Source organism: Sulfitobacter sp. OXR-159, assembly GCF_034377145.1.
Taxonomy (GTDB): Bacteria; Pseudomonadota; Alphaproteobacteria; order Rhodobacterales; family Rhodobacteraceae; genus Sulfitobacter.
The window spans coordinates 1,383,412-1,401,992 of the sequence record NZ_CP139707.1 but is presented as its reverse complement, the minus strand read 5'-3'; the positions used below and the strand labels follow the sequence as shown (position 1 = coordinate 1,401,992).

Annotated in this window: 40 protein-coding genes; 24 read left to right on the top strand and 16 right to left on the bottom strand. The window is 58.1% G+C overall.

Going from position 1 to position 18,581, the window contains the following annotated elements; all coding sequences use genetic code 11:
- Positions 1 to 2: 2 nt before the first annotated feature.
- From T8A63_RS07160 to T8A63_RS07140, 5 genes are read right to left on the bottom strand one after another with little or no spacing between them, the layout of a single operon-like run.
- Positions 3 to 215, bottom strand: coding sequence for a hypothetical protein (locus tag T8A63_RS07160; RefSeq protein WP_322345339.1), 213 nt, complete (start codon positions 213 to 215; stop codon positions 3 to 5).
- 3 nt (positions 216 to 218) lie between these two features.
- Positions 219 to 419, bottom strand: coding sequence for a hypothetical protein (locus T8A63_RS07155; protein ID WP_209218139.1), 201 nt, complete (start codon positions 417 to 419; stop codon positions 219 to 221).
- Positions 416 to 628, bottom strand: coding sequence for a hypothetical protein (locus tag T8A63_RS07150; RefSeq protein ID WP_209218138.1), 213 nt, complete (start codon positions 626 to 628; stop codon positions 416 to 418). The genes T8A63_RS07155 and T8A63_RS07150 overlap by 4 nt, the downstream gene beginning before the upstream one ends.
- Complete coding sequence (locus T8A63_RS07145; protein ID WP_322345338.1) at positions 625 to 864, bottom strand: helix-turn-helix domain-containing protein; 240 nt, start codon at positions 862 to 864, stop codon at positions 625 to 627. Before T8A63_RS07145 ends, T8A63_RS07150 begins: the two co-directional genes overlap by 4 nt.
- Complete coding sequence (locus T8A63_RS07140) at positions 861 to 1,133, bottom strand: transposase family protein (RefSeq protein WP_416153244.1); 273 nt, start codon at positions 1,131 to 1,133, stop codon at positions 861 to 863. Before T8A63_RS07140 ends, T8A63_RS07145 begins: the two co-directional genes overlap by 4 nt.
- Positions 1,134 to 1,150: 17 nt before the next feature.
- Here T8A63_RS07140 and T8A63_RS07135 point away from each other — a divergent pair, with 17 nt between their 5' ends.
- On the top strand, positions 1,151 to 1,474 hold the full coding sequence (locus T8A63_RS07135; protein WP_322345336.1) for a Rap1a/Tai family immunity protein: 324 nt from the start codon (positions 1,151 to 1,153) through the stop codon (positions 1,472 to 1,474).
- A gap of 11 nt (positions 1,475 to 1,485) precedes the next feature.
- Here T8A63_RS07135 and T8A63_RS07130 read toward each other — a convergent pair whose 3' ends face one another.
- A complete protein-coding gene (locus tag T8A63_RS07130; RefSeq protein ID WP_322345335.1) occupies positions 1,486 to 1,692 on the bottom strand; it encodes a hypothetical protein in 207 nt (68 codons plus the stop codon).
- Positions 1,693 to 1,809: 117 nt separating this feature from the next.
- Here T8A63_RS07130 and T8A63_RS07125 point away from each other — a divergent pair, with 117 nt between their 5' ends.
- The 19 genes from T8A63_RS07125 to T8A63_RS07035 all read left to right on the top strand — a co-directional run bounded on the left by T8A63_RS07125 (position 1,810) and on the right by T8A63_RS07035 (position 10,588).
- Positions 1,810 to 2,139 carry a helix-turn-helix transcriptional regulator gene (locus T8A63_RS07125; RefSeq protein WP_322345334.1) on the top strand — a complete coding sequence of 110 codons (330 nt, stop codon included), beginning with the start codon at positions 1,810 to 1,812 and terminating at the stop codon, positions 2,137 to 2,139.
- Positions 2,140 to 2,335: 196 nt separating this feature from the next.
- Positions 2,336 to 2,521: a hypothetical protein gene (locus tag T8A63_RS07120; RefSeq protein ID WP_322345333.1), complete on the top strand. Its 186-nt coding sequence runs from the start codon at positions 2,336 to 2,338 to the stop codon at positions 2,519 to 2,521.
- Positions 2,518 to 2,847: a hypothetical protein gene (locus T8A63_RS07115; protein WP_209218131.1), complete on the top strand. Its 330-nt coding sequence runs from the start codon at positions 2,518 to 2,520 to the stop codon at positions 2,845 to 2,847. Before T8A63_RS07120 ends, T8A63_RS07115 begins: the two co-directional genes overlap by 4 nt.
- Positions 2,844 to 3,077 carry a hypothetical protein gene (locus T8A63_RS07110; RefSeq protein WP_322345332.1) on the top strand — a complete coding sequence of 78 codons (234 nt, stop codon included), beginning with the start codon at positions 2,844 to 2,846 and terminating at the stop codon, positions 3,075 to 3,077. Before T8A63_RS07115 ends, T8A63_RS07110 begins: the two co-directional genes overlap by 4 nt.
- Positions 3,077 to 3,307 (top strand): hypothetical protein, encoded by a 231-nt coding sequence (locus T8A63_RS07105; RefSeq protein WP_322345331.1) that lies wholly within the window; start codon positions 3,077 to 3,079, stop codon positions 3,305 to 3,307. Before T8A63_RS07110 ends, T8A63_RS07105 begins: the two co-directional genes overlap by 1 nt.
- Entirely contained in the window at positions 3,304 to 3,858 is a 555-nt protein-coding gene (locus T8A63_RS07100; RefSeq protein WP_322345330.1) for an HNH endonuclease signature motif containing protein, read from the top strand. Before T8A63_RS07105 ends, T8A63_RS07100 begins: the two co-directional genes overlap by 4 nt.
- Positions 3,855 to 4,250, top strand: a complete 396-nt coding sequence (locus T8A63_RS07095) for a hypothetical protein (RefSeq protein ID WP_322345329.1) — start codon at positions 3,855 to 3,857, stop codon at positions 4,248 to 4,250. Before T8A63_RS07100 ends, T8A63_RS07095 begins: the two co-directional genes overlap by 4 nt.
- Complete coding sequence (locus T8A63_RS07090) at positions 4,243 to 5,007, top strand: hypothetical protein (protein WP_322345328.1); 765 nt, start codon at positions 4,243 to 4,245, stop codon at positions 5,005 to 5,007. Before T8A63_RS07095 ends, T8A63_RS07090 begins: the two co-directional genes overlap by 8 nt.
- 1 nt (position 5,008) lies before the next feature.
- Positions 5,009 to 6,223 (top strand): recombinase RecT, encoded by a 1,215-nt coding sequence (locus tag T8A63_RS07085; protein WP_322345327.1) that lies wholly within the window; start codon positions 5,009 to 5,011, stop codon positions 6,221 to 6,223.
- A 68-nt stretch (positions 6,224 to 6,291) separates the two neighbouring features.
- The gene (locus T8A63_RS07080; protein WP_322345326.1) at positions 6,292 to 6,765 is read left to right on the top strand and encodes a hypothetical protein; all 474 of its coding nucleotides are present in this window, start codon (positions 6,292 to 6,294) and stop codon (positions 6,763 to 6,765) included.
- Positions 6,762 to 6,992, top strand: a complete 231-nt coding sequence (locus T8A63_RS07075) for a hypothetical protein (protein WP_209218122.1) — start codon at positions 6,762 to 6,764, stop codon at positions 6,990 to 6,992. The genes T8A63_RS07080 and T8A63_RS07075 overlap by 4 nt, the downstream gene beginning before the upstream one ends.
- A complete protein-coding gene (locus T8A63_RS07070) occupies positions 6,989 to 7,366 on the top strand; it encodes an HNH endonuclease (protein WP_322345325.1) in 378 nt (125 codons plus the stop codon). The genes T8A63_RS07075 and T8A63_RS07070 overlap by 4 nt, the downstream gene beginning before the upstream one ends.
- 160 nt (positions 7,367 to 7,526) lie before the next feature.
- Positions 7,527 to 7,721 carry a hypothetical protein gene (locus T8A63_RS07065; protein WP_209218118.1) on the top strand — a complete coding sequence of 65 codons (195 nt, stop codon included), beginning with the start codon at positions 7,527 to 7,529 and terminating at the stop codon, positions 7,719 to 7,721.
- A complete protein-coding gene (locus T8A63_RS07060; protein WP_322345324.1) occupies positions 7,718 to 7,915 on the top strand; it encodes a hypothetical protein in 198 nt (65 codons plus the stop codon). The genes T8A63_RS07065 and T8A63_RS07060 overlap by 4 nt, the downstream gene beginning before the upstream one ends.
- Complete coding sequence (locus T8A63_RS07055; protein ID WP_322345323.1) at positions 7,912 to 8,394, top strand: hypothetical protein; 483 nt, start codon at positions 7,912 to 7,914, stop codon at positions 8,392 to 8,394. Before T8A63_RS07060 ends, T8A63_RS07055 begins: the two co-directional genes overlap by 4 nt.
- Entirely contained in the window at positions 8,387 to 8,845 is a 459-nt protein-coding gene (locus tag T8A63_RS07050; protein WP_322345322.1) for a hypothetical protein, read from the top strand. Before T8A63_RS07055 ends, T8A63_RS07050 begins: the two co-directional genes overlap by 8 nt.
- Positions 8,842 to 9,342 carry an HNH endonuclease gene (locus T8A63_RS07045; RefSeq protein WP_322345321.1) on the top strand — a complete coding sequence of 167 codons (501 nt, stop codon included), beginning with the start codon at positions 8,842 to 8,844 and terminating at the stop codon, positions 9,340 to 9,342. The genes T8A63_RS07050 and T8A63_RS07045 overlap by 4 nt, the downstream gene beginning before the upstream one ends.
- Positions 9,339 to 9,548 carry a helix-turn-helix domain-containing protein gene (locus T8A63_RS07040; RefSeq protein ID WP_322345320.1) on the top strand — a complete coding sequence of 70 codons (210 nt, stop codon included), beginning with the start codon at positions 9,339 to 9,341 and terminating at the stop codon, positions 9,546 to 9,548. Before T8A63_RS07045 ends, T8A63_RS07040 begins: the two co-directional genes overlap by 4 nt.
- Positions 9,545 to 10,588, top strand: coding sequence for a tyrosine-type recombinase/integrase (locus tag T8A63_RS07035; protein ID WP_322345319.1), 1,044 nt, complete (start codon positions 9,545 to 9,547; stop codon positions 10,586 to 10,588). Before T8A63_RS07040 ends, T8A63_RS07035 begins: the two co-directional genes overlap by 4 nt.
- A 555-nt stretch (positions 10,589 to 11,143) precedes the next feature.
- On the opposite strand, the gene T8A63_RS07030 is transcribed toward T8A63_RS07035, so the two are convergent.
- The 3 genes from T8A63_RS07030 to T8A63_RS07020 are packed head-to-tail and all read right to left on the bottom strand — an operon-like array spanning position 11,144 to position 11,937.
- Positions 11,144 to 11,287 (bottom strand): hypothetical protein, encoded by a 144-nt coding sequence (locus tag T8A63_RS07030; RefSeq protein ID WP_322345409.1) that lies wholly within the window; start codon positions 11,285 to 11,287, stop codon positions 11,144 to 11,146.
- Between the two features lie 4 nt (positions 11,288 to 11,291).
- Positions 11,292 to 11,765: a hypothetical protein gene (locus T8A63_RS07025; RefSeq protein WP_322345408.1), complete on the bottom strand. Its 474-nt coding sequence runs from the start codon at positions 11,763 to 11,765 to the stop codon at positions 11,292 to 11,294.
- Complete coding sequence (locus tag T8A63_RS07020) at positions 11,758 to 11,937, bottom strand: hypothetical protein (protein WP_322345407.1); 180 nt, start codon at positions 11,935 to 11,937, stop codon at positions 11,758 to 11,760. The genes T8A63_RS07025 and T8A63_RS07020 overlap by 8 nt, the downstream gene beginning before the upstream one ends.
- 111 nt (positions 11,938 to 12,048) lie before the next feature.
- Between T8A63_RS07020 and T8A63_RS07015 the strand changes: the two genes are divergently transcribed.
- The 4 genes from T8A63_RS07015 (at position 12,049) to T8A63_RS07000 (ending at position 13,683) form a co-directional block, all read left to right on the top strand.
- The gene (locus tag T8A63_RS07015; RefSeq protein ID WP_322345406.1) at positions 12,049 to 12,252 is read left to right on the top strand and encodes a hypothetical protein; all 204 of its coding nucleotides are present in this window, start codon (positions 12,049 to 12,051) and stop codon (positions 12,250 to 12,252) included.
- A 339-nt stretch (positions 12,253 to 12,591) separates the two neighbouring features.
- The gene (locus T8A63_RS07010) at positions 12,592 to 12,783 is read left to right on the top strand and encodes a hypothetical protein (RefSeq protein WP_322345405.1); all 192 of its coding nucleotides are present in this window, start codon (positions 12,592 to 12,594) and stop codon (positions 12,781 to 12,783) included.
- 352 nt (positions 12,784 to 13,135) lie between these two features.
- Positions 13,136 to 13,462: a hypothetical protein gene (locus tag T8A63_RS07005; RefSeq protein WP_322345404.1), complete on the top strand. Its 327-nt coding sequence runs from the start codon at positions 13,136 to 13,138 to the stop codon at positions 13,460 to 13,462.
- Between the two features lie 14 nt (positions 13,463 to 13,476).
- The gene (locus tag T8A63_RS07000) at positions 13,477 to 13,683 is read left to right on the top strand and encodes a hypothetical protein (protein WP_322345403.1); all 207 of its coding nucleotides are present in this window, start codon (positions 13,477 to 13,479) and stop codon (positions 13,681 to 13,683) included.
- Between the two features lie 292 nt (positions 13,684 to 13,975).
- Here T8A63_RS07000 and T8A63_RS06995 read toward each other — a convergent pair whose 3' ends face one another.
- The 7 genes from T8A63_RS06995 to T8A63_RS06965 all read right to left on the bottom strand — a co-directional run bounded on the left by T8A63_RS06995 (position 13,976) and on the right by T8A63_RS06965 (position 18,544).
- Positions 13,976 to 14,176, bottom strand: a complete 201-nt coding sequence (locus T8A63_RS06995; protein ID WP_322345402.1) for a hypothetical protein — start codon at positions 14,174 to 14,176, stop codon at positions 13,976 to 13,978.
- Between the two features lie 76 nt (positions 14,177 to 14,252).
- A complete protein-coding gene (locus T8A63_RS06990; protein ID WP_322345401.1) occupies positions 14,253 to 14,423 on the bottom strand; it encodes a hypothetical protein in 171 nt (56 codons plus the stop codon).
- A gap of 4 nt (positions 14,424 to 14,427) precedes the next feature.
- On the bottom strand, positions 14,428 to 14,769 hold the full coding sequence (locus T8A63_RS06985) for a hypothetical protein (RefSeq protein ID WP_322345400.1): 342 nt from the start codon (positions 14,767 to 14,769) through the stop codon (positions 14,428 to 14,430).
- A 64-nt stretch (positions 14,770 to 14,833) separates the two neighbouring features.
- Positions 14,834 to 15,367 carry an N-acetylmuramoyl-L-alanine amidase gene (locus T8A63_RS06980; protein ID WP_322345399.1) on the bottom strand — a complete coding sequence of 178 codons (534 nt, stop codon included), beginning with the start codon at positions 15,365 to 15,367 and terminating at the stop codon, positions 14,834 to 14,836.
- Position 15,368: 1 nt separating this feature from the next.
- Positions 15,369 to 15,776, bottom strand: coding sequence for a hypothetical protein (locus T8A63_RS06975; RefSeq protein WP_322345398.1), 408 nt, complete (start codon positions 15,774 to 15,776; stop codon positions 15,369 to 15,371).
- A gap of 177 nt (positions 15,777 to 15,953) precedes the next feature.
- Entirely contained in the window at positions 15,954 to 16,184 is a 231-nt protein-coding gene (locus T8A63_RS06970; RefSeq protein ID WP_322345397.1) for a hypothetical protein, read from the bottom strand.
- A gap of 221 nt (positions 16,185 to 16,405) precedes the next feature.
- Positions 16,406 to 18,544 (bottom strand): hypothetical protein, encoded by a 2,139-nt coding sequence (locus tag T8A63_RS06965; RefSeq protein WP_322345396.1) that lies wholly within the window; start codon positions 18,542 to 18,544, stop codon positions 16,406 to 16,408.
- Positions 18,545 to 18,581: the final 37 nt, after the last annotated feature.

Below are 18,581 nucleotides of genomic sequence, written 5' to 3'. Positions count from 1 at the left end.
ATTCACTCCCTGCGCGGCCAGTACGCCGCCTTGATGGTGGTTGGTTTCTCTCCGGTGCTGTGCGCCAGATCGGCGTCCATCACCTTGTTGGTTCGGGTGGTGATGCCGGAACCGGGAACCCCGAACCGTTCTTCCATCCCGCGAATGGTTGCTCCGGCGGCGCGGGCCCGGACCATTTCAAGAAGGCGCTGATCCTGAGCCCTGTTCGCCGCCATGCTTCACGCTCCGCTCATTGGGCGCTGCTTGATGAACATGGCGCGGCCCAACCCCTTCACGAAGGCAGTGCGCAGTTCAGCGGTGGCAATCGACTTGACGTGCTTGCACTGGCAGGGCTGTAGAGCCACGCGAAGTGCCTGCACCTCGTCTATCGGGATGGTGACGATGATGTTGTCACCGTCACGCCGAGCGGTTGTTTTCACAGCGCACCCCCGATCTTACGCAAGGCATTGGTGATGGCCGGAGGTGTGCAACCGATGATGCGGGCCGCCTCCTTGCGACTGATGCCGCTACCCAGAAGGGGGACGATCTTTTCCGCGACCCCTTTGGGGCGGGTAGCCTCGGCCTCTTGAGAACCCCAGAAACGGCGCGCGGCATCGTTCTCGCGCGCAGCGACTTGAGCAGGTGTCATAGCAATGCCCCTTGTTCTGGCGCCTTTTGGGGCGCGGATTTAATGAGAAACCAGCGTTTGAACCGCTTGCCGTTCTGCTTCACCCAGTCGTCACCGATGGTGTGACCGGCTTCCTTGAGATCGAGGATGCGGCGCGGAAGGTGCATCACGCCGAAGTTCTCGACGGCCTCCCAGAAGGTGATCGATCGACCCGCCTGCAAGTGTGCGAGGATCTTGGCGTTCTGCGTCTCAATCATATCTCGACCCCCAGTTCGCGGAGGGTTGGATGATGCCGCGCATTGGTGTGAAGGTGAGCATAGGCGTAGGGGTCTTGGTCCTGCCCCACATGATTGCACGACCATCCCCGGCGCTTCATGATCGCCCTGACCGCGCCAACCGATAGACCGACCTCGGCGGCGATGTCTTTCTGAGTGCAATCCCAGTTGACGGACGTGCCCGCCCGCCAGACCAAGAACTCATTAGCCCGGGCGCTCATGCGGCACCGCCTTGCGCAGAGCGCGGGAATCGAGTGTAGTCGATCCCATGAAAAAACTTGCTCTTATGCTGGCTCTTGCTGGCGGGCCTGCGGCGGCCCAGATGATAACCGCGAACGAACTCTACGACATCTGCGCCCAGACGACGGACGTTGAGGTTGCAGAGTGCTATGCCTATGCCACAGGCGCGCATGAAGCGTTCTCTGATGCTGGTCGTCTCGGCGGGTTGGACAAGTATTGCCCCCCGCCCGACGCCCCCAACGCAGAGATACCGCGGCTGTTCGGCCAATACCTGAGAGCGAACCAGAATACGGCTGATTGGGGCGCGTCCACGGTGATCTATCTCGCCCTGCTGGACGCCTACCCCTGCTGAAATAACGGGGGTCATTGCGCAACTCCCGCCATTTTGTCGCGGATCGCTTGGATCGTTGACCAGCGCAATTCACGGCCACCCTCAAGGTCGCGAAGCAGGTTGGGATCTTTGACGGCCCAAGCCCCGAATGCGGTCTTGGATACGCCATGCTCTTTGCGGTAGCGGTTAATTTCCGCAACCAGACTATCGATTTCAGGGTTTCTGGCTTGTACATTCATGCCGCTATATTAGGAAACTTCCTAACGACAAGCAACCATTTTTCCTAGGACACTTCCAATTAGACGGATAGCGCCTAAATAGGTTATGTCCTATTCATGGAAAGAGATCCGATAAACATGCTCGTTGCCAAGAACATCAAAGACTTGATGCAAGCCAGACATATGGACGCTGCAAAGCTGGCAAGAGCAGCCGAGATCAACCCGACAGGTATCTATGACATCCTGTCCGGCAAGAGCCAAAGCCCGAAGATCGTTACCCTTGCGAAAATTGCTAAAGGATTGAACGTTCCACTGGCTGCGCTGTTCGAGACAGCAACAGACTTAGAGCTTAAATCGGATATCATTGCTCTCTTTGAGAGGTTGCCGGCCCCTCAGAGGGAACTTCTTCTGAAAACTGCTCAGGCTTGGTCTGAAGCGCTCGAAGAACCTCAATCTTCAGCAAAATAAGCTGACCGCGCGTCATTGAGTTAACCTCGGTGGCGCTTTTTTGACGTAATATGTTCATGGTTCTCCCCCTAATGTTAACTTGGTTAGCATAAACTAAACGCGGCTGTATATTAGGAAGTTTCCGAAAAACTTCTTGACCATAGGAAGTTTCCTAATTACCTTCTTTCTGTAGCCAATCCCGGCACAGGAGGAAGAAATGATCTTGGCACACATAACTCCCGAAGGCTTGAAGCGCGGCCTTACGCCCGCTCGCCTTAACCGTCTGATCGAGGACATAGAGCGCGATGCGTTTGACGTTTTCGACCTGGACCCCATCGACTTCACCATCATCAAGGGCGGCAACTCTGGTGGTTGCCCACCGGCGCAGCAGGTGGCGTCATGACCCTGTTCACCGCCTTCCACCCATCTACCGGGTTCACCCCTGTAGGGGATTGCATCTGCGAAGAATGCGGCAAGAACGATCTCCTGCCCGAGCAGATGTCCGACAACCACCGTTTTGGTTATCCGATCTGCGCCGAATGCGCGGAAATGATCCTGAGCGGTTACGTCCACTGCAATGAATGCCGCGGCAAGCCTGCTGGTATCCGGCGCTATGACGCTGTTCGCGGCGAAAGCTACACCGACTGGTGCGTTCGCTGTGATGGCCGCCGTAAGGTGTTCGTCGGTGTCCTGCCCCATCTGCGCGAAGAAGCGAGGGCAGCCCAATGATCCCGCTCCGCAAAGAAGACATCATCACGCTGTCCCAGCCGTCCCGCGAGGTTCGCGCGCAGGATCGCAAACCGGTGCCCTACAAGCCCCTGCCCGTCCAGATGTTTATTGCTGGCCTCATGCTTTCCGTCGCTGCGCTGATTGGTGGTCACATCGTCAGCAAGGGCGTGGCGAACTTGGCGCACTTCAACGCAACGGAAATGCCGTTCACCATCCGGGGGGCATACTAATGGCCAAAGTAATCCCAATCACGCAGCGCGAGATCCACGTTTACACCTGCCTGACCCAACCGGATCGCAAGCCTATGGCCATCATCGACGGTTGCCCGTGGCTGTTCCACGCAGAGACACCCATGCGCGCCCGAAAGAAGGCCGACGATTGGCGCCGTGAAATGGTCCGTCAGGACAAGCTCATTCCGGCCAAGACAAAGGCTGAGTGGCTTGGAGAGGCGCAGGCATGATGCGTACAGTTTCCCCTCATATTCTTCGGGTTCTGCTTCGATATGAGGCTGAAACTGGAAAGTTGTACTGGCGTGAGCGCAAAGCGGACCTGTTCTCGGGGAAAAACCCGGAGAGAGCCAAAAACGTCTGGAATGCTCACCACGCGGGACAGGAAGCATTTCTTATCCGACACAAGCATGGGTACTTATGCGGTACCGTCTTCAAGAAACGCCTACTCGCCCACAGAGTGATTTGGGCGCTAGTTAACGGCGAATGGCCCGCAGACCAAATAGACCACATCAATGGGGTTCGGTCAGATAACCGTATTGTAAACCTACGTTCGGTTTCACGTTCCGAGAACATGAAAAACCAGAAGCGCCCATCGGACAATTCTAGTGGTCATACAGGGGTTTACTGGTTTGCTCAGACTAGCCGCTGGACCGCTCAAATAACCAAGAACAGGAAAACTATCTGTCTTGGGTATTTCAAAGACTTAGATCAGGCTGTGGCTGCGCGCAAGAAGGCCGAACAAGAGCTTGGCTTTCATGTGAACCACGGGAGGTCGGCATGAGAAAACCCTCCTCCTTCGCGGAACTGTATCGCTGGCACAACGCCGCAATGGCAGGTCTGAACCCGCCCATGCACGAGGGAGTGCCGGAAGCCGGTTACTACAAGCGCAAGCTAGTGCGCGGCGGCCCATGGGTGCCCGTGCGGATCTTCGTAGAGCGCGAGATTGACCCGGAGACGGGAGAGCTTGCCTCAGACGAGGTGCTTTGCATCGAGGTCAACGGAACCCGGCGCCGCGATCCTGCTGACCACTGGTCATATCTAAAGCCCATTTCCCGGCAGGAGTTCCAAGCCCTGACCGAAGAACACAAGACCAACGCGATCATGCAGGCCACCCATGCCCGCATTGATCTGAGTGAACACGCCATACTGCCAAGGAGAAAAGCATATGCTTGATGAAACCAACGACCGCGCGAAGATCGGCGGAAACAATCCGCCGCCCTTCGACGCTGAGGAAGTCGCGAAGCTGGACGCCGCGGGGGAGAAGTTCCTCGAAGCTGCCGCGCAATGGCTTGAGAATGGCGATCTGGAAACCGAGGAAGACGCCGCCCTTCTGAATGACTTCATGGATGGGGTCAAAAAACGCGCGAAGATCGCGGAGGAAGCCCGAAAGAAAGCCAAGAAGCCGCACGACGACGCGGGCAAAGCCGTCCAGGCCGCGTTCAAACCCGTCATTGAGAAGATGGAGAAGGCGAACACCAAGGTGCAGCCCCTTCTGACCGAATGGCTCAAGAAGGAGCAAGCCAAGAAGGACGCCGAGGCCGAGCGGCGGCGCGCAGAGGCACAGGCCGCGCAGGAAGAAGCCAACCGCAAGGCCGCCGCAGCAGCAGCCCGGAACGACATTTCCGGCGAAGTCGAAGCCGAAGCCGCTCAGAAGGAAGCGGAGAAGCAGGCAAAGGACGCCGAACGCTTTGCAAAGAAGTCCGCAAACGTAGGCAGCGCCACCGGAGGCGGCCGCACAGCGTCCTTGCGAACGGTCATTGAGGTGACTGTCACAAACCCGCGCCTGCTGTTCATGCGCTACCAGGAACGCCCCGAAGTGCTGGAATGTCTGCGCAACCTCGCAGCGCGCGAAGCCCGCCAAGCCTCCTTCAACATCGAAACAGACACAATCCCCGGTGCTGACATCACCGCAGACCAGAAAGCTGTATGATATGAGCCAAGTAGCAAAAATACCCCTTCGCCAAGTGGATAGCGTTCAAAAACTCCTATTGAACGACATGGCGCGCGAACAGCTAGGCACGGTCGCGGCCAATCATATGAGCCCCGAACGCCTTATGCGCGTCACAGCCAACGCGATCCGCACCACGCCCAAGCTGCAAGAGTGCAACCCGCTCTCTTTCCTTGGCGCTCTGATGCAATGCGCGGCCCTTGGCCTCGAGCCGAACACCGTGCTGGGCCATGCTTATCTGATCCCCTTCGACAACAACCGCAAGATTGATGGCCGTTGGGTGAAGGTGCCCGAGGTGCAGCTTATCATCGGCTATAAGGGTCTGATCGACCTCGCCCGCCGCTCTGGCCATATCACCAGCATTTCCGCCCACATCCATTACGATGATGATGAAGTCTGGGAGTACGAGGAAGGCACAGAGGCGCGCTTGCGTCATGTTCCGGGCCCCGAGGACGGCAAGCCCCTCCATGCCTACGCTATCGCCAAATTCGTGGAAGGTGGTCACGCCTATGTCGTGCTGCCTTGGGCCAAGGTTATGAAGATCCGCAACGGGTCGCAGGGCTGGCAGTCTGCCGTCAAGTTCGGGAAAACCGAGAAAAGCCCATGGCACACTCATGAAGACGCGATGGCGAAGAAGACCGCGATCCGCGCCTTGTCGAAGTACCTGCCCCTGTCCGTTGAGTTCCGCGATGCGGTGGCTGTCGATAATGACGGTGGCGCCCATGTCGACTACGCCAAGTTTGCGATGAACCCCAATGAAGGCGCGACCATCGACGGCGAGTATCAAGAAGGCGAGGCCGACGTACCAGAGCCCGAAAACCTGGACGGAACACCCCAAAGCGCCGGAGAAACCGTCGACCACGATCCGCAGACCGGCGAGGTCAAGGAAGAACCGAAGCAGGAAGATAAGCCTGCTGAGAAGAAGCCCGCGCCCAAGCAGGAAACAAAGCCTGTCGAAAAGCCCGCCGAGAAAGAGGCAGAGAAGCAGGAAAAGGCTCCTGTGGAACCTGAACCGGGCAAGTTCGACCAAGTTATGAGCGCCATCAAAGGCGACCTGATGGACGCAGGCGCGGGCTATGCCGATGAAGTGCTGGATTTCTACAAGACGCAGGTCGACCAAATCAAAGCTCAATCGCCCGAGCTCTATGATGAACTGCAATCCTTCATCGCGGAACTGCCGAAGGGCGACGAAGGCTAATGCGCGAGCAGGATCTCATTCGCGCGGTATGGACGGGGAAATCGCTTATCCCTGACGGAAACTATGCGATGGCACAGATTTGCGACCGCTTGGGCGAAGGTCAGGTTGTGAATATCGACTTGGACCCAGAGCGGTCAGCTAAAAGCCACAAGCACCAGTTTGCCTTCGTCCGTACCGCGTGGATGAACCTGCCCGAGCATCACCTTGGAACATCCTACGCAGTCTCTACGGAAGCGCTGCGCAAACACGCACTGATCGCCACCGGCTATTGCGACACAGACATGATTGCCGTGGGCGATGAACGCCGGGCCGAGCGCGTGGCGTCCTTCACCGAGCGTCTGGCCGTCAGGATGCACGGCTATGCGCTGACCAACATCGAGGGCACCGTCGTCTACTGCCACACGCCACACAGTCAAAGCATGAAGGCAATGGGCGGCGAGGCTTTCAAACGCAGCAAGCAAGACATGCTTGAGTATTTGGCCGACATGATCGGCGTCACCGCCGACGAACTGGCGAAGATGGGGAAGATGGGGGAGACATGAACTTCTTATTCGGAGCGGTAGTCGGTAGCGGCGCCATGCTGGGCCTCCTGATCTGGCTATTCCTGATCGGCCACAAGAGACGTGTGCGCCGCGCGCCTGCGAGCAATGAGCCGACACCCGGTCAGAAGCTCGAAAACGCGCGCCGCTATCTCCACCACATCGCCACGACAAGCTCAGTCGCGCAGGCCCAGAAGGTCGCGCGCAAAGCATTGAGGGAGACATCATGAGTAGAGAAGTTCCCGAGTGGGTCGGAAAGACCAACAACACCGCACTTCCGCCCCGCGTTAAAATTCGCATCTTCGACCGCTGCGGCGGCAAGTGCGCTGAGTGCGGGCGCAAGCTGGGTGTCGCCGGAGAAGACCCAGAGTTCGATCACATCGTCGCGCTTATCAACGGTGGCGAAAATCGCGAAACGAACTTCCAGTGCCTCTGCCGCGGCTGCCACCGCGCGAAGACCAACATCGACGTTGCCACCAAGTCCAAAGATCGCCGCGTCAAGGCAAAGCACCTCGGAATCGAGAAGAAGAAGCAGCGACTTCCGGGATCGAAGGGCACCAAGTGGAAGCGCAAGGTCGACGGCACCGTAGTGCCAAGGAATTGAGTTCCCCATCACGGGGATAACGCGGCCACGGCGACCCAGTGGCATACGACGACCGCGCATACACGCGGGCATTTTGTGAAGTCGGACCCCCAGACCGCCCCGCCGTTCGCGCCACCTCCACATGAGGGAGCGGCGGGGCAAACCGACACAGGGAGGGCATATGACTGCCAAATACATAGAAGACCGCGAGCTGATCGCGATGGCCCGGGAGATCGGGTGCAATGACGAAATGGTGCAGCGCCTTGCTGACCGCATCGAAGCCCTGCGCGGCGGCATGGCTGCGATCAAGATGAACCCCTCGCTGGCTTCCTGCCAGCTTATCGCCTCACAATCTCTGAAAGGTAGCGTAGCGTGAAATCCGATCTCCATGACATCGATGTGATCTTCCAACACGCCACGGATCGCGCCGTATGCGTCCGCGCCGACGAGGATGGCGAAGACCAGTGGATCCCGCTTGCTCTGTGCGAGGTCGAGGGCAACCGGGTACGCGGGGGCGTGGTCACGCTGACCGCACCTCAGCGCATCCTTGAGGAAAGGGGGCTGGTGTGACCGTGGATATTTCAAGCGAGGCGTTTGATTGGAAGGCCGCATGGTACGCGCTGGACGAGGAACACCGCGCCCAAGCCGAGCGGATCAAGGAGTTGGAAGACGACCTTGTAGGTATGCGGGCCGAGGGAAAGCGGATGCGACGAGAGGTGGGGATTGCCCGCAATGACGCGCTGCGGGAGGCGGCAGCACTTGTGCAGCGCATGGGCGATCAAGGCAAAGGCCACCCCTATATGGCCCCGAAACGCATTCTCGCCCTTATCGAAGTAGCCGAGGGGCAGCGATGTGACGCCATGACACCGCAGGAGGCGGCGAAGGTGCTGTGGGACATGCTGCAACTGTCGGATGGCATCCCGAAGATCGACCAAGACGCCGCGCAGGCGCTGTGGGATCGCGTACAAGGAGCGGGAGGTTTCTATCCAGTGAAGGAATTTCTAGCCGAGCTGGCCGGGATCGACACCGGGGAGGACAGCCATGAGTAACGCACTAGACGACCTGATCCAAGAGATGCGCGATACGGCCAACGCAATCGCGGAGACCCCACCGACACACGCGGCAAGCCGTGCAGAGATAGCGGAGTTGATGGCGGAATATGCCGACCGCCTCGACGCACTGCCGGGGCTGGTGAAGCCGCTTGTCTGGGAGGATCACCCGAAAGACGCGCCCGTAATATCTCAAGCGTTCGTACAAGGCGGCGGGTATTTCATCTGTGACGATACGGACGACTTCACCGGGGCTTATCTGGAGTTCGTGTCATGCGATAATGTCAAATGGTGGCAGCACGTTCGTTCAACATCTGTTGAATTGCAGGGGGGCTTCCATGACGAGGACGTAACGCCGCTCAAAGCCGTAGCCCAAGCCCACTACACGGCGCAGATCATGGCAGCGTTTGGGATCGACACCGCCGCAATGAGGGAGGGGAAGGACGCATGAGCCAGCTTTGCAAGATCGACGAAGTTGCGGAGGAACTGGGCGTTCCCAAAGCCAGCCTGCGCACCGCCGCTGAGAACCACGGATTCCTTGTGCGGATTGGCAGCGCTATTCGCCTCGAACGTGACCGCCTCCCGGAGTTGGCCGAGGCTGTTGAGGCGCATATCCAAAGCGAGAACCCCGTCAAAATTGAGACGAAATCATCGCGTGAGCGCGCCGAAAGAGCCGCGTTTTGGCTCAAAAATATCAAGAATCTGCCGCGCGACGCTCCGCCAAACCGTTACCTATCTGCCGCAAAGCGCAGAGAGATATTTGAGCGTGACGGGCCAACATGCGCCTATTTCAAAAACACCGAAGGCCCGTTCGCCATCGACCACATTTACCCCTTTTCCAAAGGCGGTGGTAATGAGGCACACAACCTTACTGTCGCTTGTCAGACGTGCAATTCGAGCAAGGGGAACAAGCTATTGAAGGATTGGAAGCCGGAGCTTTCGACATGAACGTCGAGGTACCCCGCCTTGCGGTCAAAGAAACCACCGCCGCGAAGATGCTGGACCTGCCCGCATCGGAGTTCCGGCGGTTGGTTGGTGCGGGTGCTCTGCCGCCCCCCTGTCGATTAGGCGGGCACGATCGATGGCGCGTAAGCGATATTGAAGCCATACTGAACGGCAGTGCCGCACAACCAGACGAGGACTTTGAGCTTTGAAGCCAGCCAAGCCCCAGATCAAAAAGAAACGGTTGGTCTGGAAGTGGGACCGGCACCGGGCGGCATGGATGCCGTACTACCGGGTGACACACACGGTTGCAGGCAAGCAGACTGAGAAGACTTGGCTCATAGATTGGCAAGGCGATGCGCGCACCCTCGATACGATCTATTGGGAACTTCACACCGGGCGCGACCAGCGCCAGAAGACGCCAGCCAAGCAGACATGGCGCGAGTGCATAGAGGCATGGCGCGCAGACATAACCGTTCAACAAGACCTCGCCGCATCGACCAAGACGAGTTATCGCCGCGACATGGATCGCATCCTTGAGAAGAACGGCGACAAAACGATGGCACGAACCACCCGCCCCGGCCTAAAGGCCGCGCTGGCGAAGATGGCCGACCAGCCGCGCAAAGCCAGCAAATATGCGCAAACCATCTCCATCCTTTGGAACTATGCGCTCAGTGAACTCGACTGGCCCCTCGGCGCAAACCCTGCGAAGAAGTTGGCATCATACAAGCCAAAGAGCCCTTACGAGCCTTGGCCCGCATGGATGATTGGGAAGCTCGATACAGCGCCGGACAACGTGCAGACTGCTGCACACTTGATCCTTGGCACCGGCCAACGCCCGAACGCCGCGATCTGCATGACGCACGATCAATTCAAAGGCGAAACGATGTTCGTCCTGGACGAAAAAGGCGGCGAACTGTTTGAAACCTTCTGTCCTAAGCGGCTCCGCGAATTTGTCGCAGGGCTACCCCGCCGAGGGGAATACCTACTGGCCAAGAACCTACGCGAGCCGGTTGGATACAGCGCCATCGAAAAAGCATTCAGAGCTTGGAGGGAAACGCTCGGACCCAATGCCAAGCCGTTCACACTTCATGGCCTGCGCAAGCTGGCAATCATCGAACTGGCAGAAGCCGGAGCGAGTGACGCTGAGATCCAAGCAGTGACAAACCAGAGCGCGGAAATGGTTGTTTATTATCGCAAGCGAGCGAACCGCTTGAAGCTATCGAAAGCCGCTCAGGAACGCCGTGAATAGGCCCGCAGGAATCGGAACGAACAGGGGGTGAACGAACCCAGAAACTGTGAGTGGCCACTGTGAGTGGAGCATATCAGGGGATGCGGAGCATGGCGTAAGCCATTGGTACCCAAGGCCGGACTCGAACCGGCACGCCTTGCGGCGGGGGATTTTGAATTCTTCGGAATTAAAATCTTATCAAGATGTTAACACCAGACTACTCACAGAGACATTGCGTGAACGACTCGTGAAACTGGGAGGGGTCGTATTTCGCTCCTATCTGGACTCGGCGCTGTCGAGAAAATCGACGTGCGCGCCCTTCTTCGTCACCACGCAATCCGAAGCCCGCGCGCGGCACGGTGGCCACCCCGCAGGCTCAACAAATTCGCCGGCCCCATCGGTTCCTGCACGCAGAACAACCCAGTCCTCACCTGTCGGCTTGTGATGGACCTCATCGCCTCGCTCAATCATACTGCACCTCCTGTTTAGACTTCATCATCGCCGGGCAGGTCTTTGACCTCACCAGCATCCCATAGCTTCTGCCAAGCGAAGTAAGCCGCCCGGCTGACCTTCACATCAGACAAAGGCTTGATCTTCCCAGATCGGCCCGAACTGGTCGTCAGAGACGCCGGAAGCGACCAAATGCGCTATCTGATCCTTGCGAGAAGGACGCCCCGGCGCGGCGAGGATGTAGCCCCACTTTATGGATTCACCGACCATCTTCTTAACACCCCTCGGCGTCGGGGGGTGTCTGATCACCTTCTTTCATCGGGCCATTTTGCCCCGCCAAGAACTGGCGAAGCGCGGCGACGATCACCGCAGACCGCGAAGGCGGCACGGGTTGCTGGGCGATCCATGCGTCCAAATCCGCAAGCAGATCGGGCGGTGGCGTGATTTGCTTAACGACCGGGGCGAGCGTCGTAACGTCGGGCCTATTGTCACGCGGGGAAACATTTACCAAGCCATCCATGCGGCTGATAAGGTTGGCCTCCAAAGCTTTCGCGGCGCTATCAGGCAAGCCTTTCGCCACAATCTCAACGTCGAAGCCTCCGGCATCCAGAACCAAGTCGCACCACTTTTGGGATCGACCAGATGCCTCATGCGGACGATTCCGCCGCCCCTTACCCACATAAAACGGAAGGCCGTTGTCCCGCCTTGAGTGGACGTAAACGCAAAAATCCTTTGCGACGTCATTCATTCCCGCCTGCCCTCCGCATTCGCTTAATCACCCGATCCTTGATGCGCTTAACCGTCACGCGCAGATTTTCCGCCGCGACATCTCGCATCCGCTCGGCGCGATCTAGTTCCTCGCGCTCATCGTCCCGCATGTGGGAACGCCATTCTGCTGGTTCTCGTGCCATGAAATCCATGTGCCATTCCTGAACCATCTGCACAACCATGTCAACCATTTTTTGGTTGACGAGTGCGCACACATCGGCTAGAAAGGGTGCAAATCCACCAATCCCCCGAAAGGAAAAGCGATGAAACGGGCACCAAACGCCTATACCTTATCCAGCCTTGCCAGAGCGGCGGATGGCAGCACCACAGTATGCGATGACGGGGAAAACTGGTATCCGGCCCGCCCCGAGGGGCTGCGCTCTTTCCGATCGCGACTACGGCTCGCTTGGGAAGTCTTCACAGGGCGCGCGGACGTGATCCGTTGGCCCGGCAACCAGTCCAGCTAACCCCAGAGGCCGAAATGATTTCAAATATCAGCGAGAAGATAGGGCCAGCGCGCAAGCCGCACCGCTGCGAAGAATGCGGGCGAACGATCCCGAAGGGCGAGGTTTACCTGCGCCAAGTCAACGCGGATGGATCGCAGGTTTGGACGTTTAAGGCTCATACAGATTGCGCCGCTTTGGGCGTTGCCTACCGGACAAAACACAGGCTGTGGGACGAATACGATTGGCTTCCGATGTATGAACTCGCAGACGGTGACCATCTCTTAGGCCAGTGGCGAGGACACTACCCTCACGCCGTTTGCCGCCTCGAATTTAACCAATCCTAAAACCCCCGGAGGCACCATGGCAGAGGAAACCTACAGCACAGACGGGCCAGAATGCCCCTACTGCGGCCACGAACACCAGCCGAGCGAAGACCCCGCCCACTATTACAACGAGGGTAATGACAGCAGCACATGCGAAAGCTGCGACAGGGACTTTAAAATGTCGGTCTATGTCTCTCACTCTTGGACATGCGAACCCTTTGACGACTGAATCCAGCAAACCCCCCGGAGGCCGAAATGATTTCAAATATCAGCGAGAAGATAGGGCCAGCACGAAAGCCGCATCGCTGCGAGGAATGCGGGCGCACGATCCCAAAGGGCGAGGTTTATCTGCGCCAAGTCAACGCGGACGGAGCGCAGGTTTGGACATTTAAGGCTCATACAGATTGCGCCGAGTTGGGCGTTGCCTACCGGACAAAGCATAGGCTGTGGGACGAATACGATTGGCTTCCGATGTATGAACTCGCGGACGACGACCACCTCTTAGGCCAGTGGCGAGGGCGCTATCCTCACGCCGTTTGTCGCCTCGAATTTAACAAGTCCTAAAAACCCCGGAGGCCGATATGAAACGCACCTATTCCCCCATGGACTTCCGCCTTGGCGCGGTCGTTTTTCATCGAGGCTTCGACGGCGACGAACGTCTAGGTCACGTGGAAGGCTTCGACCGCAATGCCACCGGCGAGCCGATCATCACCGTGAAGTGGGAAGGCGGCGAAGTCAGCAGTATACACCCGGAGAACATCACTCTCGATCCGGCTGGCTGGCCCGCTTCGTGGTCCGAGCGCAAGTGCCTGGATAAGCTGGCCGAGCGGGAACGTGCTCGCGAAGAAGCTGCGAAGAAGCCGAAGGCGTGGGGCCTTTTCGCCCGCATCCTCACCCCATCCACTTAATCCCGGAGGAACCAATGACCGTATTTGACGATGAAATGATGAAGGCTCTTGAGGCAGATGGTGAATATCTGCGCCAAATGACGGGCGAGGATCACGGGCCGTACTTCTTTGATGCCGCTGGCTGCATCGAGTGCGGCGCAGCGTTGCCCAGTCCGAGCGATGCCGTGTGCGGCGCTTGCCTGAATACAGCGGCGGAAGCCTCACGCCAAACCCAGTCCTAAAACCCCACTGGAGGCCGCATGGCTTGCCATCACGTCAAAGACCCTGAAACCGGACTATGGGCGCACATCCCTGAGTGCTACGGCGCAATCCATGATCCAGACGGATGCACATGCGAAGTGAGGGGGTCTGATTTGGAGCAAGCGGTACTTGAGAGAGATAGGGCGCAACGCCGCGCCGAATCCTACCTACAATCCGCTCAAAGCCTGCGAGAACAGAACGTGCGCATGTCGATCCGAAACCGCGAACTGCGGCGACGGATTACCGAACTGAAACAGCAAGCAAGCTAGCCCCTCACATCGTCAGCGGCTTCTTCTTTGGGAACTTGGTGACATAGGGCCAGCCAGTGCCGCAGCGGCAGGTCGCCCGCTTCTCAAAATCGTAATCTGTGATGCCCTCCGGCACGTCTTCCGGCTTGAGCGTGACGCTGTGACCGCAGGACCAGCATTTCACCTCGATATGCGTGACCCCGGCCCTGAATAGCTGATCGTCCAACGCCTGCGCTCCACCAGATATAGACGGGAGAGCGCATACATGACTGTCGGCTACATGCAAAGAAGGCAGGATGCCGCTACTGCGGGCCCAGCACCTCGGCAATCGCCCCGATCTTCGCGTTTGCAAGCTGTGCGCTGTTGAGATGTTCGGTGGCCAAGACCGCCAGATCGCGGTAGGTTTCCGCGCGCCGGTTAGAGATCGGCACCTGCACCAGCAGATCAGCCGGCACCTCCGGTTTCACGGGCACATACTCAATCTTCGGGTCGCACATCCCGGCGGCTAAGAAGATCGATAAGGGCAGGATCCAGCGGCGCATCGGCGCAATCTCCCAGTTTCATGGTTTGTATGGCCTCTATGGTTTTCGAGGCTTCGACATTCAGGCGGCGTTCTCGCTGCGCGTGGGCGGCGGCGACGGCGGCGGACTGGCGGGCTTGCTCGATCTGGCCGCGCATCACGTTGGCGTTGCGCGTGAGGCGCGCGTTTTCGTCCTCTAGGCGCTGTAGGTCGCCTGCCTGCCACCAGAGGGCGGCGGCGAGCCCCAGACAGGCCAGCAGAGCCGCGATAAGCGCGTATGACCCTAGACGGGAGATCACCGCAGCATCCACCACGTCAGAGCCATGACAGCCAAGGTTACGGCTATGAGAACCAGATCGTGCATCAGGCCCGGGCCCCGTCGTAGATGGCCTTAGCCAGCGCGGCCTTGCGCGCGTCTGCGGCTTCGCACTCCGCCTTGTTCGACCCGAAGTAGGGCTCGGTCAGGATTGCCGGGGCGCGACCGGCCCAGAGCGAACGCCCGCCGCGATCCCCCTTGCCGACGAAGCGAACCCCGCGATCCTTGTTCCCCAGAGCCGCAACACATGCTTTCTGCACATTTGCAGCCAAAGCGCGGGATCCGCTTGTCCCGCTGGACAGCATCAGGCACCCATTTGCCGCGGGGTTGGTCGAGCCGTTGAAATGGAGCTCAACGCTCACATCGGCGCCCCATGCGTCGACCTCGGCATACACCCGATCAATCTCGGTACTGTACCCGCCCCAGGGTTTGCGCCGGAATACCTTGATGTGGTCCGGATCGTGCGCCTCGATCATCTTGGCGAGGTCACTGTTCCAGTCGTACTCGGTGCGTCCGTCAGTGCAGCGGACAGCGCCCTGCGCGCCTGCGTTATGGCCGATCACAATCGCGATGCGTTTCATCCTACCATCTCCATACGATGCTGAAACGGCGCGGATAGAACGGCACGGTCAGCCAGTTATAGTGATCTCGCTCGGGTTGGGGAAGACTGCGGTGCAGCGCCCCCAGGGCGGCCAGTGCCGCGGCGATTGCCCAGATATTGAAGCCAGTGTTGATCGCCTGCCCCGAAAGTGTGAAAACTCCGGGCGGCAACCACCCCCAAGCCCCGGCCAGAGGGCGCAGCAGGGACCACCAGAGAAGGCGCACCCAGACCAAGCTGGATGTCAGCGCAACGAACGCGCTCATAAGGCTGTTAGCGTCGTGGTCCTTCAGCCGGAGCCGCAGGTGTGGGGCGAATCCGATAGTCACCAGTCCCATCAGCAGAAAGGCGATGATCGCCGTCACCACGTTTGCCCAAATCAAAATCGTCACTGTTCAATACCTCGTTTCGGTAAGACCCCTTCCACAAGGCCGTTAACTTCTCTTTTGCGATACTTGATTGCCCGTTCGAGACGCTGGCGGGCGGCCTCACTGACCTCCCGCGCCTGCACGGAATCCACTTCTTCACGGGATGGTGGCGTGGGTTTGCCCCTAAGCGTCTGCCAAAACTTAACCACGGCCACTCCCCTCAATGAACCGGAGGGCTTGGTCGAGTGTCTTGGTGTTCTCAGCCATCTGGCTTGAATGCTCTTTATGGTCCTTGAACCGCGCGTCGATCTGCTCGTTAAGCCGCTTCCATAGCGCGCGGATCGTCCACCCCAACGCAACGATCACCGCCACCAGAAGGGCGATGAAGGGGCCGTACTGCTCGGCCAGTTGTGGTATGTCGATGGGGTTCATCTGTGGACGCGCTTTCCAATCTGCCTATGAGCCGGAGCCCATCTTGATTGCCGCACGTCCTGCGCGTCGATATGTAGATATTTACCCTATATAGGGCGCTTTGCCTAGATCGCTTCTATAGCCCCGGTCACGACGCCACCACGCATAGGCGCATAGCGTCATGTCCCAGCCCGTCAGCCAGCGGCAGAGGCGGCGGCTAACGGACTCGCAGAGGGGGAGCATTAGCCAAAACACCCAACAAGAAAGTTGCGGGCCGACCCCAAGCGGTTTTTAATATGCAGGTTAAGCCCATCGTGCCAAACATTGATCTTGCCATCAGTGTCAGGGTTGGAGCCAGAGCCAAACGCGAAGGATGATGCTGCCCCTCCGGTTAGGTCTGCGTATCCACTTCCAGAAATGCCAAATACAGCCTGTGCATCGTGGGTATAATTCGCTGAGACCATGAAAAGGCCGTGACTGTTGTACCCCATAGCGCGGAAAGTATATGTTTCATCGTCGGCAAGGAAAGCGTTTTCAAAGCTGAAACCCGCTGTGGCGTCTGTACTATCATTTCGGGGGAAAATCGTATTGGTGCGAAGCGGTACAGTGCCGCCAATGGTGCCCCCTGACAGCCGCCGTGGGTCCATATCAACACCAGAGTTACCCAAGCCCGAAACATTGCATTTCGCAGCGGTCCCGGCTGCGTATGTCACTTCGGCTGCGAGAACGTCTGACCCTGATGCGTTTATGTTTCCGTTTGCTTCCAAGAAAAGCTGCTGCTCGTGGCCCGACGCTACGCCGATAAACGCATTTGTTAGGTCGGATGCATAGCATCCAGTCATATTCACAACGGCTCTTGGCGATCCCGTACCCTTTACCGGAGCCGTGGCAAAGTATTTAACTGCGCCCCCGACTACTTTGCAGTTCGACATACTAAATATAGCCGGGTTGCTCGTGTCCTCTCCTGCTGTTGTAAAGCTACAGATTTCAGATAGCTGCCCAGTGGGCTTGGGGACATTGTTGTAAACGGTAACGCCGTGCACCGTTGGGGAACCACTTTCGCGCGCTCTTGGAGTGCTGTAAAAGCTGACAACCGAACTGCCGGACCCCGCCGATCCGTCAGCAGTGAACGGCGACAACCCGCCTACCTCGTTATAGAATGCGTCAATATTCGCAACCGTCCCTGATCCCATTTGCAGATTGATGTCAGAAAACCCGTTATGGATTGATAGAACATTTTCACGGATAATCGTTTCATTGGAAACAAGGCCATGAGAAACCTGACCCTTAATTCCACGCCCCGCACAGTCCTTGTACTCGTTCCCGGTCGAGACAAATCGGGTCGGAATGAACGTAGTGTCTCCGTCCGCAACCTCGCCGGTGAAGTATTTCACGCCGTCACAGTCGGCACGGTCAGCCCCGGTGTCTTCTGTGTCGATGGTGTCGTATTGGTTGCACTTATGGATGAAAGACTTGGCAAACAGTGTGGAGCCTGTCGTAACGTCATGCCCCACGGCCAATCCTGTTGACCCTGCCGATCCCGGAATCCCTACCCCAGCTTCGCGCGAAACATTCTTAAACAGGTTGTCATCAGCCAAAACCTTTTCAAACCCGCCACGCACATAAACGGCGTCTGTACCGCCCTGCCCATCACGCGCTAGTTCTCGAAACACGTTCAGATGCTTGTTGTGCAAAAGCTGGATTTCTCCAGCAAAGCCTGACGTGTTGTCGATGCGGTAGAGTTGCGGAACTTTGTTGTCACCGTCCCATAGTAAACCTTCTATTGTTAGATCATATCCCGCTGTGTCGATATGCAGAAGGCGGCTCACCGCCCCCGCATTTGCCGCCATATATCCGCCGCCGTTTGCCGTGATGACTGTGTGTTGCGTCAGCGTAAGGTCTATTTTGCTGGTGAGTTCAATGATGTTTGAGCCAAGGTTTAGTTTTTTGAACCGGCCAATTGCAGGGGCCGAAAGAGCGGCGGCGGCTGTTGCGTTGTCATGATCATTCCCGAACTCCTTCTGAGAAATTTCGGCGTCCCGGTCCAGCACCCGCAGCTTCACCCCGCCCGCTCCGGTGTAGTCCAGCAGCCCCGGATCAGTAGCGCCATCGTCCGCTCGCTGGTAAACCCACCCGCCAGAAATGCAGCGGATATACTCGCCAACACTCAGCATCTCGGGAGTAACGCTTGCCAGCTCCGCAAACGTGTCCACCTTCGGCCCATCATACAGCGCTGCCTGTGCTGCGCTTGTGGCTGCTGCGGTGGCTTGGTCTGTCGCTTCTTGAATTGCGAGAGGCTTAAACCGATCGATGAGGCTGCGCATCGCATCCACGTCACCATCATCGGCGGTTACATTGATGTTGTACTCTTGAGCAGGCATAGGACGTTCCAACCGTTGCGCGGGTAAATACCGCTGT

Coding starts and splice junctions, on each gene's coding strand:
- T8A63_RS07160 (WP_322345339.1), bottom strand. CDS start 215: ATGGCGGCGAACAGGGCTCAGGATCAGCGCCTTCTTGAAATGGTCCGG.
- T8A63_RS07150 (WP_209218138.1), bottom strand. CDS start 628: ATGACACCTGCTCAAGTCGCTGCGCGCGAGAACGATGCCGCGCGCCGT.
- T8A63_RS07145 (WP_322345338.1), bottom strand. CDS start 864: ATGATTGAGACGCAGAACGCCAAGATCCTCGCACACTTGCAGGCGGGT.
- T8A63_RS07135 (WP_322345336.1), top strand. CDS start 1,151: ATGAAAAAACTTGCTCTTATGCTGGCTCTTGCTGGCGGGCCTGCGGCG.
- T8A63_RS07130 (WP_322345335.1), bottom strand. CDS start 1,692: ATGAATGTACAAGCCAGAAACCCTGAAATCGATAGTCTGGTTGCGGAA.
- T8A63_RS07125 (WP_322345334.1), top strand. CDS start 1,810: ATGCTCGTTGCCAAGAACATCAAAGACTTGATGCAAGCCAGACATATG.
- T8A63_RS07120 (WP_322345333.1), top strand. CDS start 2,336: ATGATCTTGGCACACATAACTCCCGAAGGCTTGAAGCGCGGCCTTACG.
- T8A63_RS07115 (WP_209218131.1), top strand. CDS start 2,518: ATGACCCTGTTCACCGCCTTCCACCCATCTACCGGGTTCACCCCTGTA.
- T8A63_RS07110 (WP_322345332.1), top strand. CDS start 2,844: ATGATCCCGCTCCGCAAAGAAGACATCATCACGCTGTCCCAGCCGTCC.
- T8A63_RS07105 (WP_322345331.1), top strand. CDS start 3,077: ATGGCCAAAGTAATCCCAATCACGCAGCGCGAGATCCACGTTTACACC.
- T8A63_RS07100 (WP_322345330.1), top strand. CDS start 3,304: ATGATGCGTACAGTTTCCCCTCATATTCTTCGGGTTCTGCTTCGATAT.
- T8A63_RS07095 (WP_322345329.1), top strand. CDS start 3,855: ATGAGAAAACCCTCCTCCTTCGCGGAACTGTATCGCTGGCACAACGCC.
- T8A63_RS07090 (WP_322345328.1), top strand. CDS start 4,243: ATGCTTGATGAAACCAACGACCGCGCGAAGATCGGCGGAAACAATCCG.
- T8A63_RS07085 (WP_322345327.1), top strand. CDS start 5,009: ATGAGCCAAGTAGCAAAAATACCCCTTCGCCAAGTGGATAGCGTTCAA.
- T8A63_RS07080 (WP_322345326.1), top strand. CDS start 6,292: ATGGCACAGATTTGCGACCGCTTGGGCGAAGGTCAGGTTGTGAATATC.
- T8A63_RS07075 (WP_209218122.1), top strand. CDS start 6,762: ATGAACTTCTTATTCGGAGCGGTAGTCGGTAGCGGCGCCATGCTGGGC.
- T8A63_RS07070 (WP_322345325.1), top strand. CDS start 6,989: ATGAGTAGAGAAGTTCCCGAGTGGGTCGGAAAGACCAACAACACCGCA.
- T8A63_RS07065 (WP_209218118.1), top strand. CDS start 7,527: ATGACTGCCAAATACATAGAAGACCGCGAGCTGATCGCGATGGCCCGG.
- T8A63_RS07050 (WP_322345322.1), top strand. CDS start 8,387: ATGAGTAACGCACTAGACGACCTGATCCAAGAGATGCGCGATACGGCC.
- T8A63_RS07045 (WP_322345321.1), top strand. CDS start 8,842: ATGAGCCAGCTTTGCAAGATCGACGAAGTTGCGGAGGAACTGGGCGTT.
- T8A63_RS07040 (WP_322345320.1), top strand. CDS start 9,339: ATGAACGTCGAGGTACCCCGCCTTGCGGTCAAAGAAACCACCGCCGCG.
- T8A63_RS07030 (WP_322345409.1), bottom strand. CDS start 11,287: ATGGTCGGTGAATCCATAAAGTGGGGCTACATCCTCGCCGCGCCGGGG.
- T8A63_RS07025 (WP_322345408.1), bottom strand. CDS start 11,765: ATGAATGACGTCGCAAAGGATTTTTGCGTTTACGTCCACTCAAGGCGG.
- T8A63_RS07020 (WP_322345407.1), bottom strand. CDS start 11,937: ATGGATTTCATGGCACGAGAACCAGCAGAATGGCGTTCCCACATGCGG.
- T8A63_RS07015 (WP_322345406.1), top strand. CDS start 12,049: ATGAAACGGGCACCAAACGCCTATACCTTATCCAGCCTTGCCAGAGCG.
- T8A63_RS07010 (WP_322345405.1), top strand. CDS start 12,592: ATGGCAGAGGAAACCTACAGCACAGACGGGCCAGAATGCCCCTACTGC.
- T8A63_RS07005 (WP_322345404.1), top strand. CDS start 13,136: ATGAAACGCACCTATTCCCCCATGGACTTCCGCCTTGGCGCGGTCGTT.
- T8A63_RS07000 (WP_322345403.1), top strand. CDS start 13,477: ATGACCGTATTTGACGATGAAATGATGAAGGCTCTTGAGGCAGATGGT.
- T8A63_RS06980 (WP_322345399.1), bottom strand. CDS start 15,367: ATGAAACGCATCGCGATTGTGATCGGCCATAACGCAGGCGCGCAGGGC.
- T8A63_RS06970 (WP_322345397.1), bottom strand. CDS start 16,184: ATGAACCCCATCGACATACCACAACTGGCCGAGCAGTACGGCCCCTTC.
- T8A63_RS06965 (WP_322345396.1), bottom strand. CDS start 18,544: ATGCCTGCTCAAGAGTACAACATCAATGTAACCGCCGATGATGGTGAC.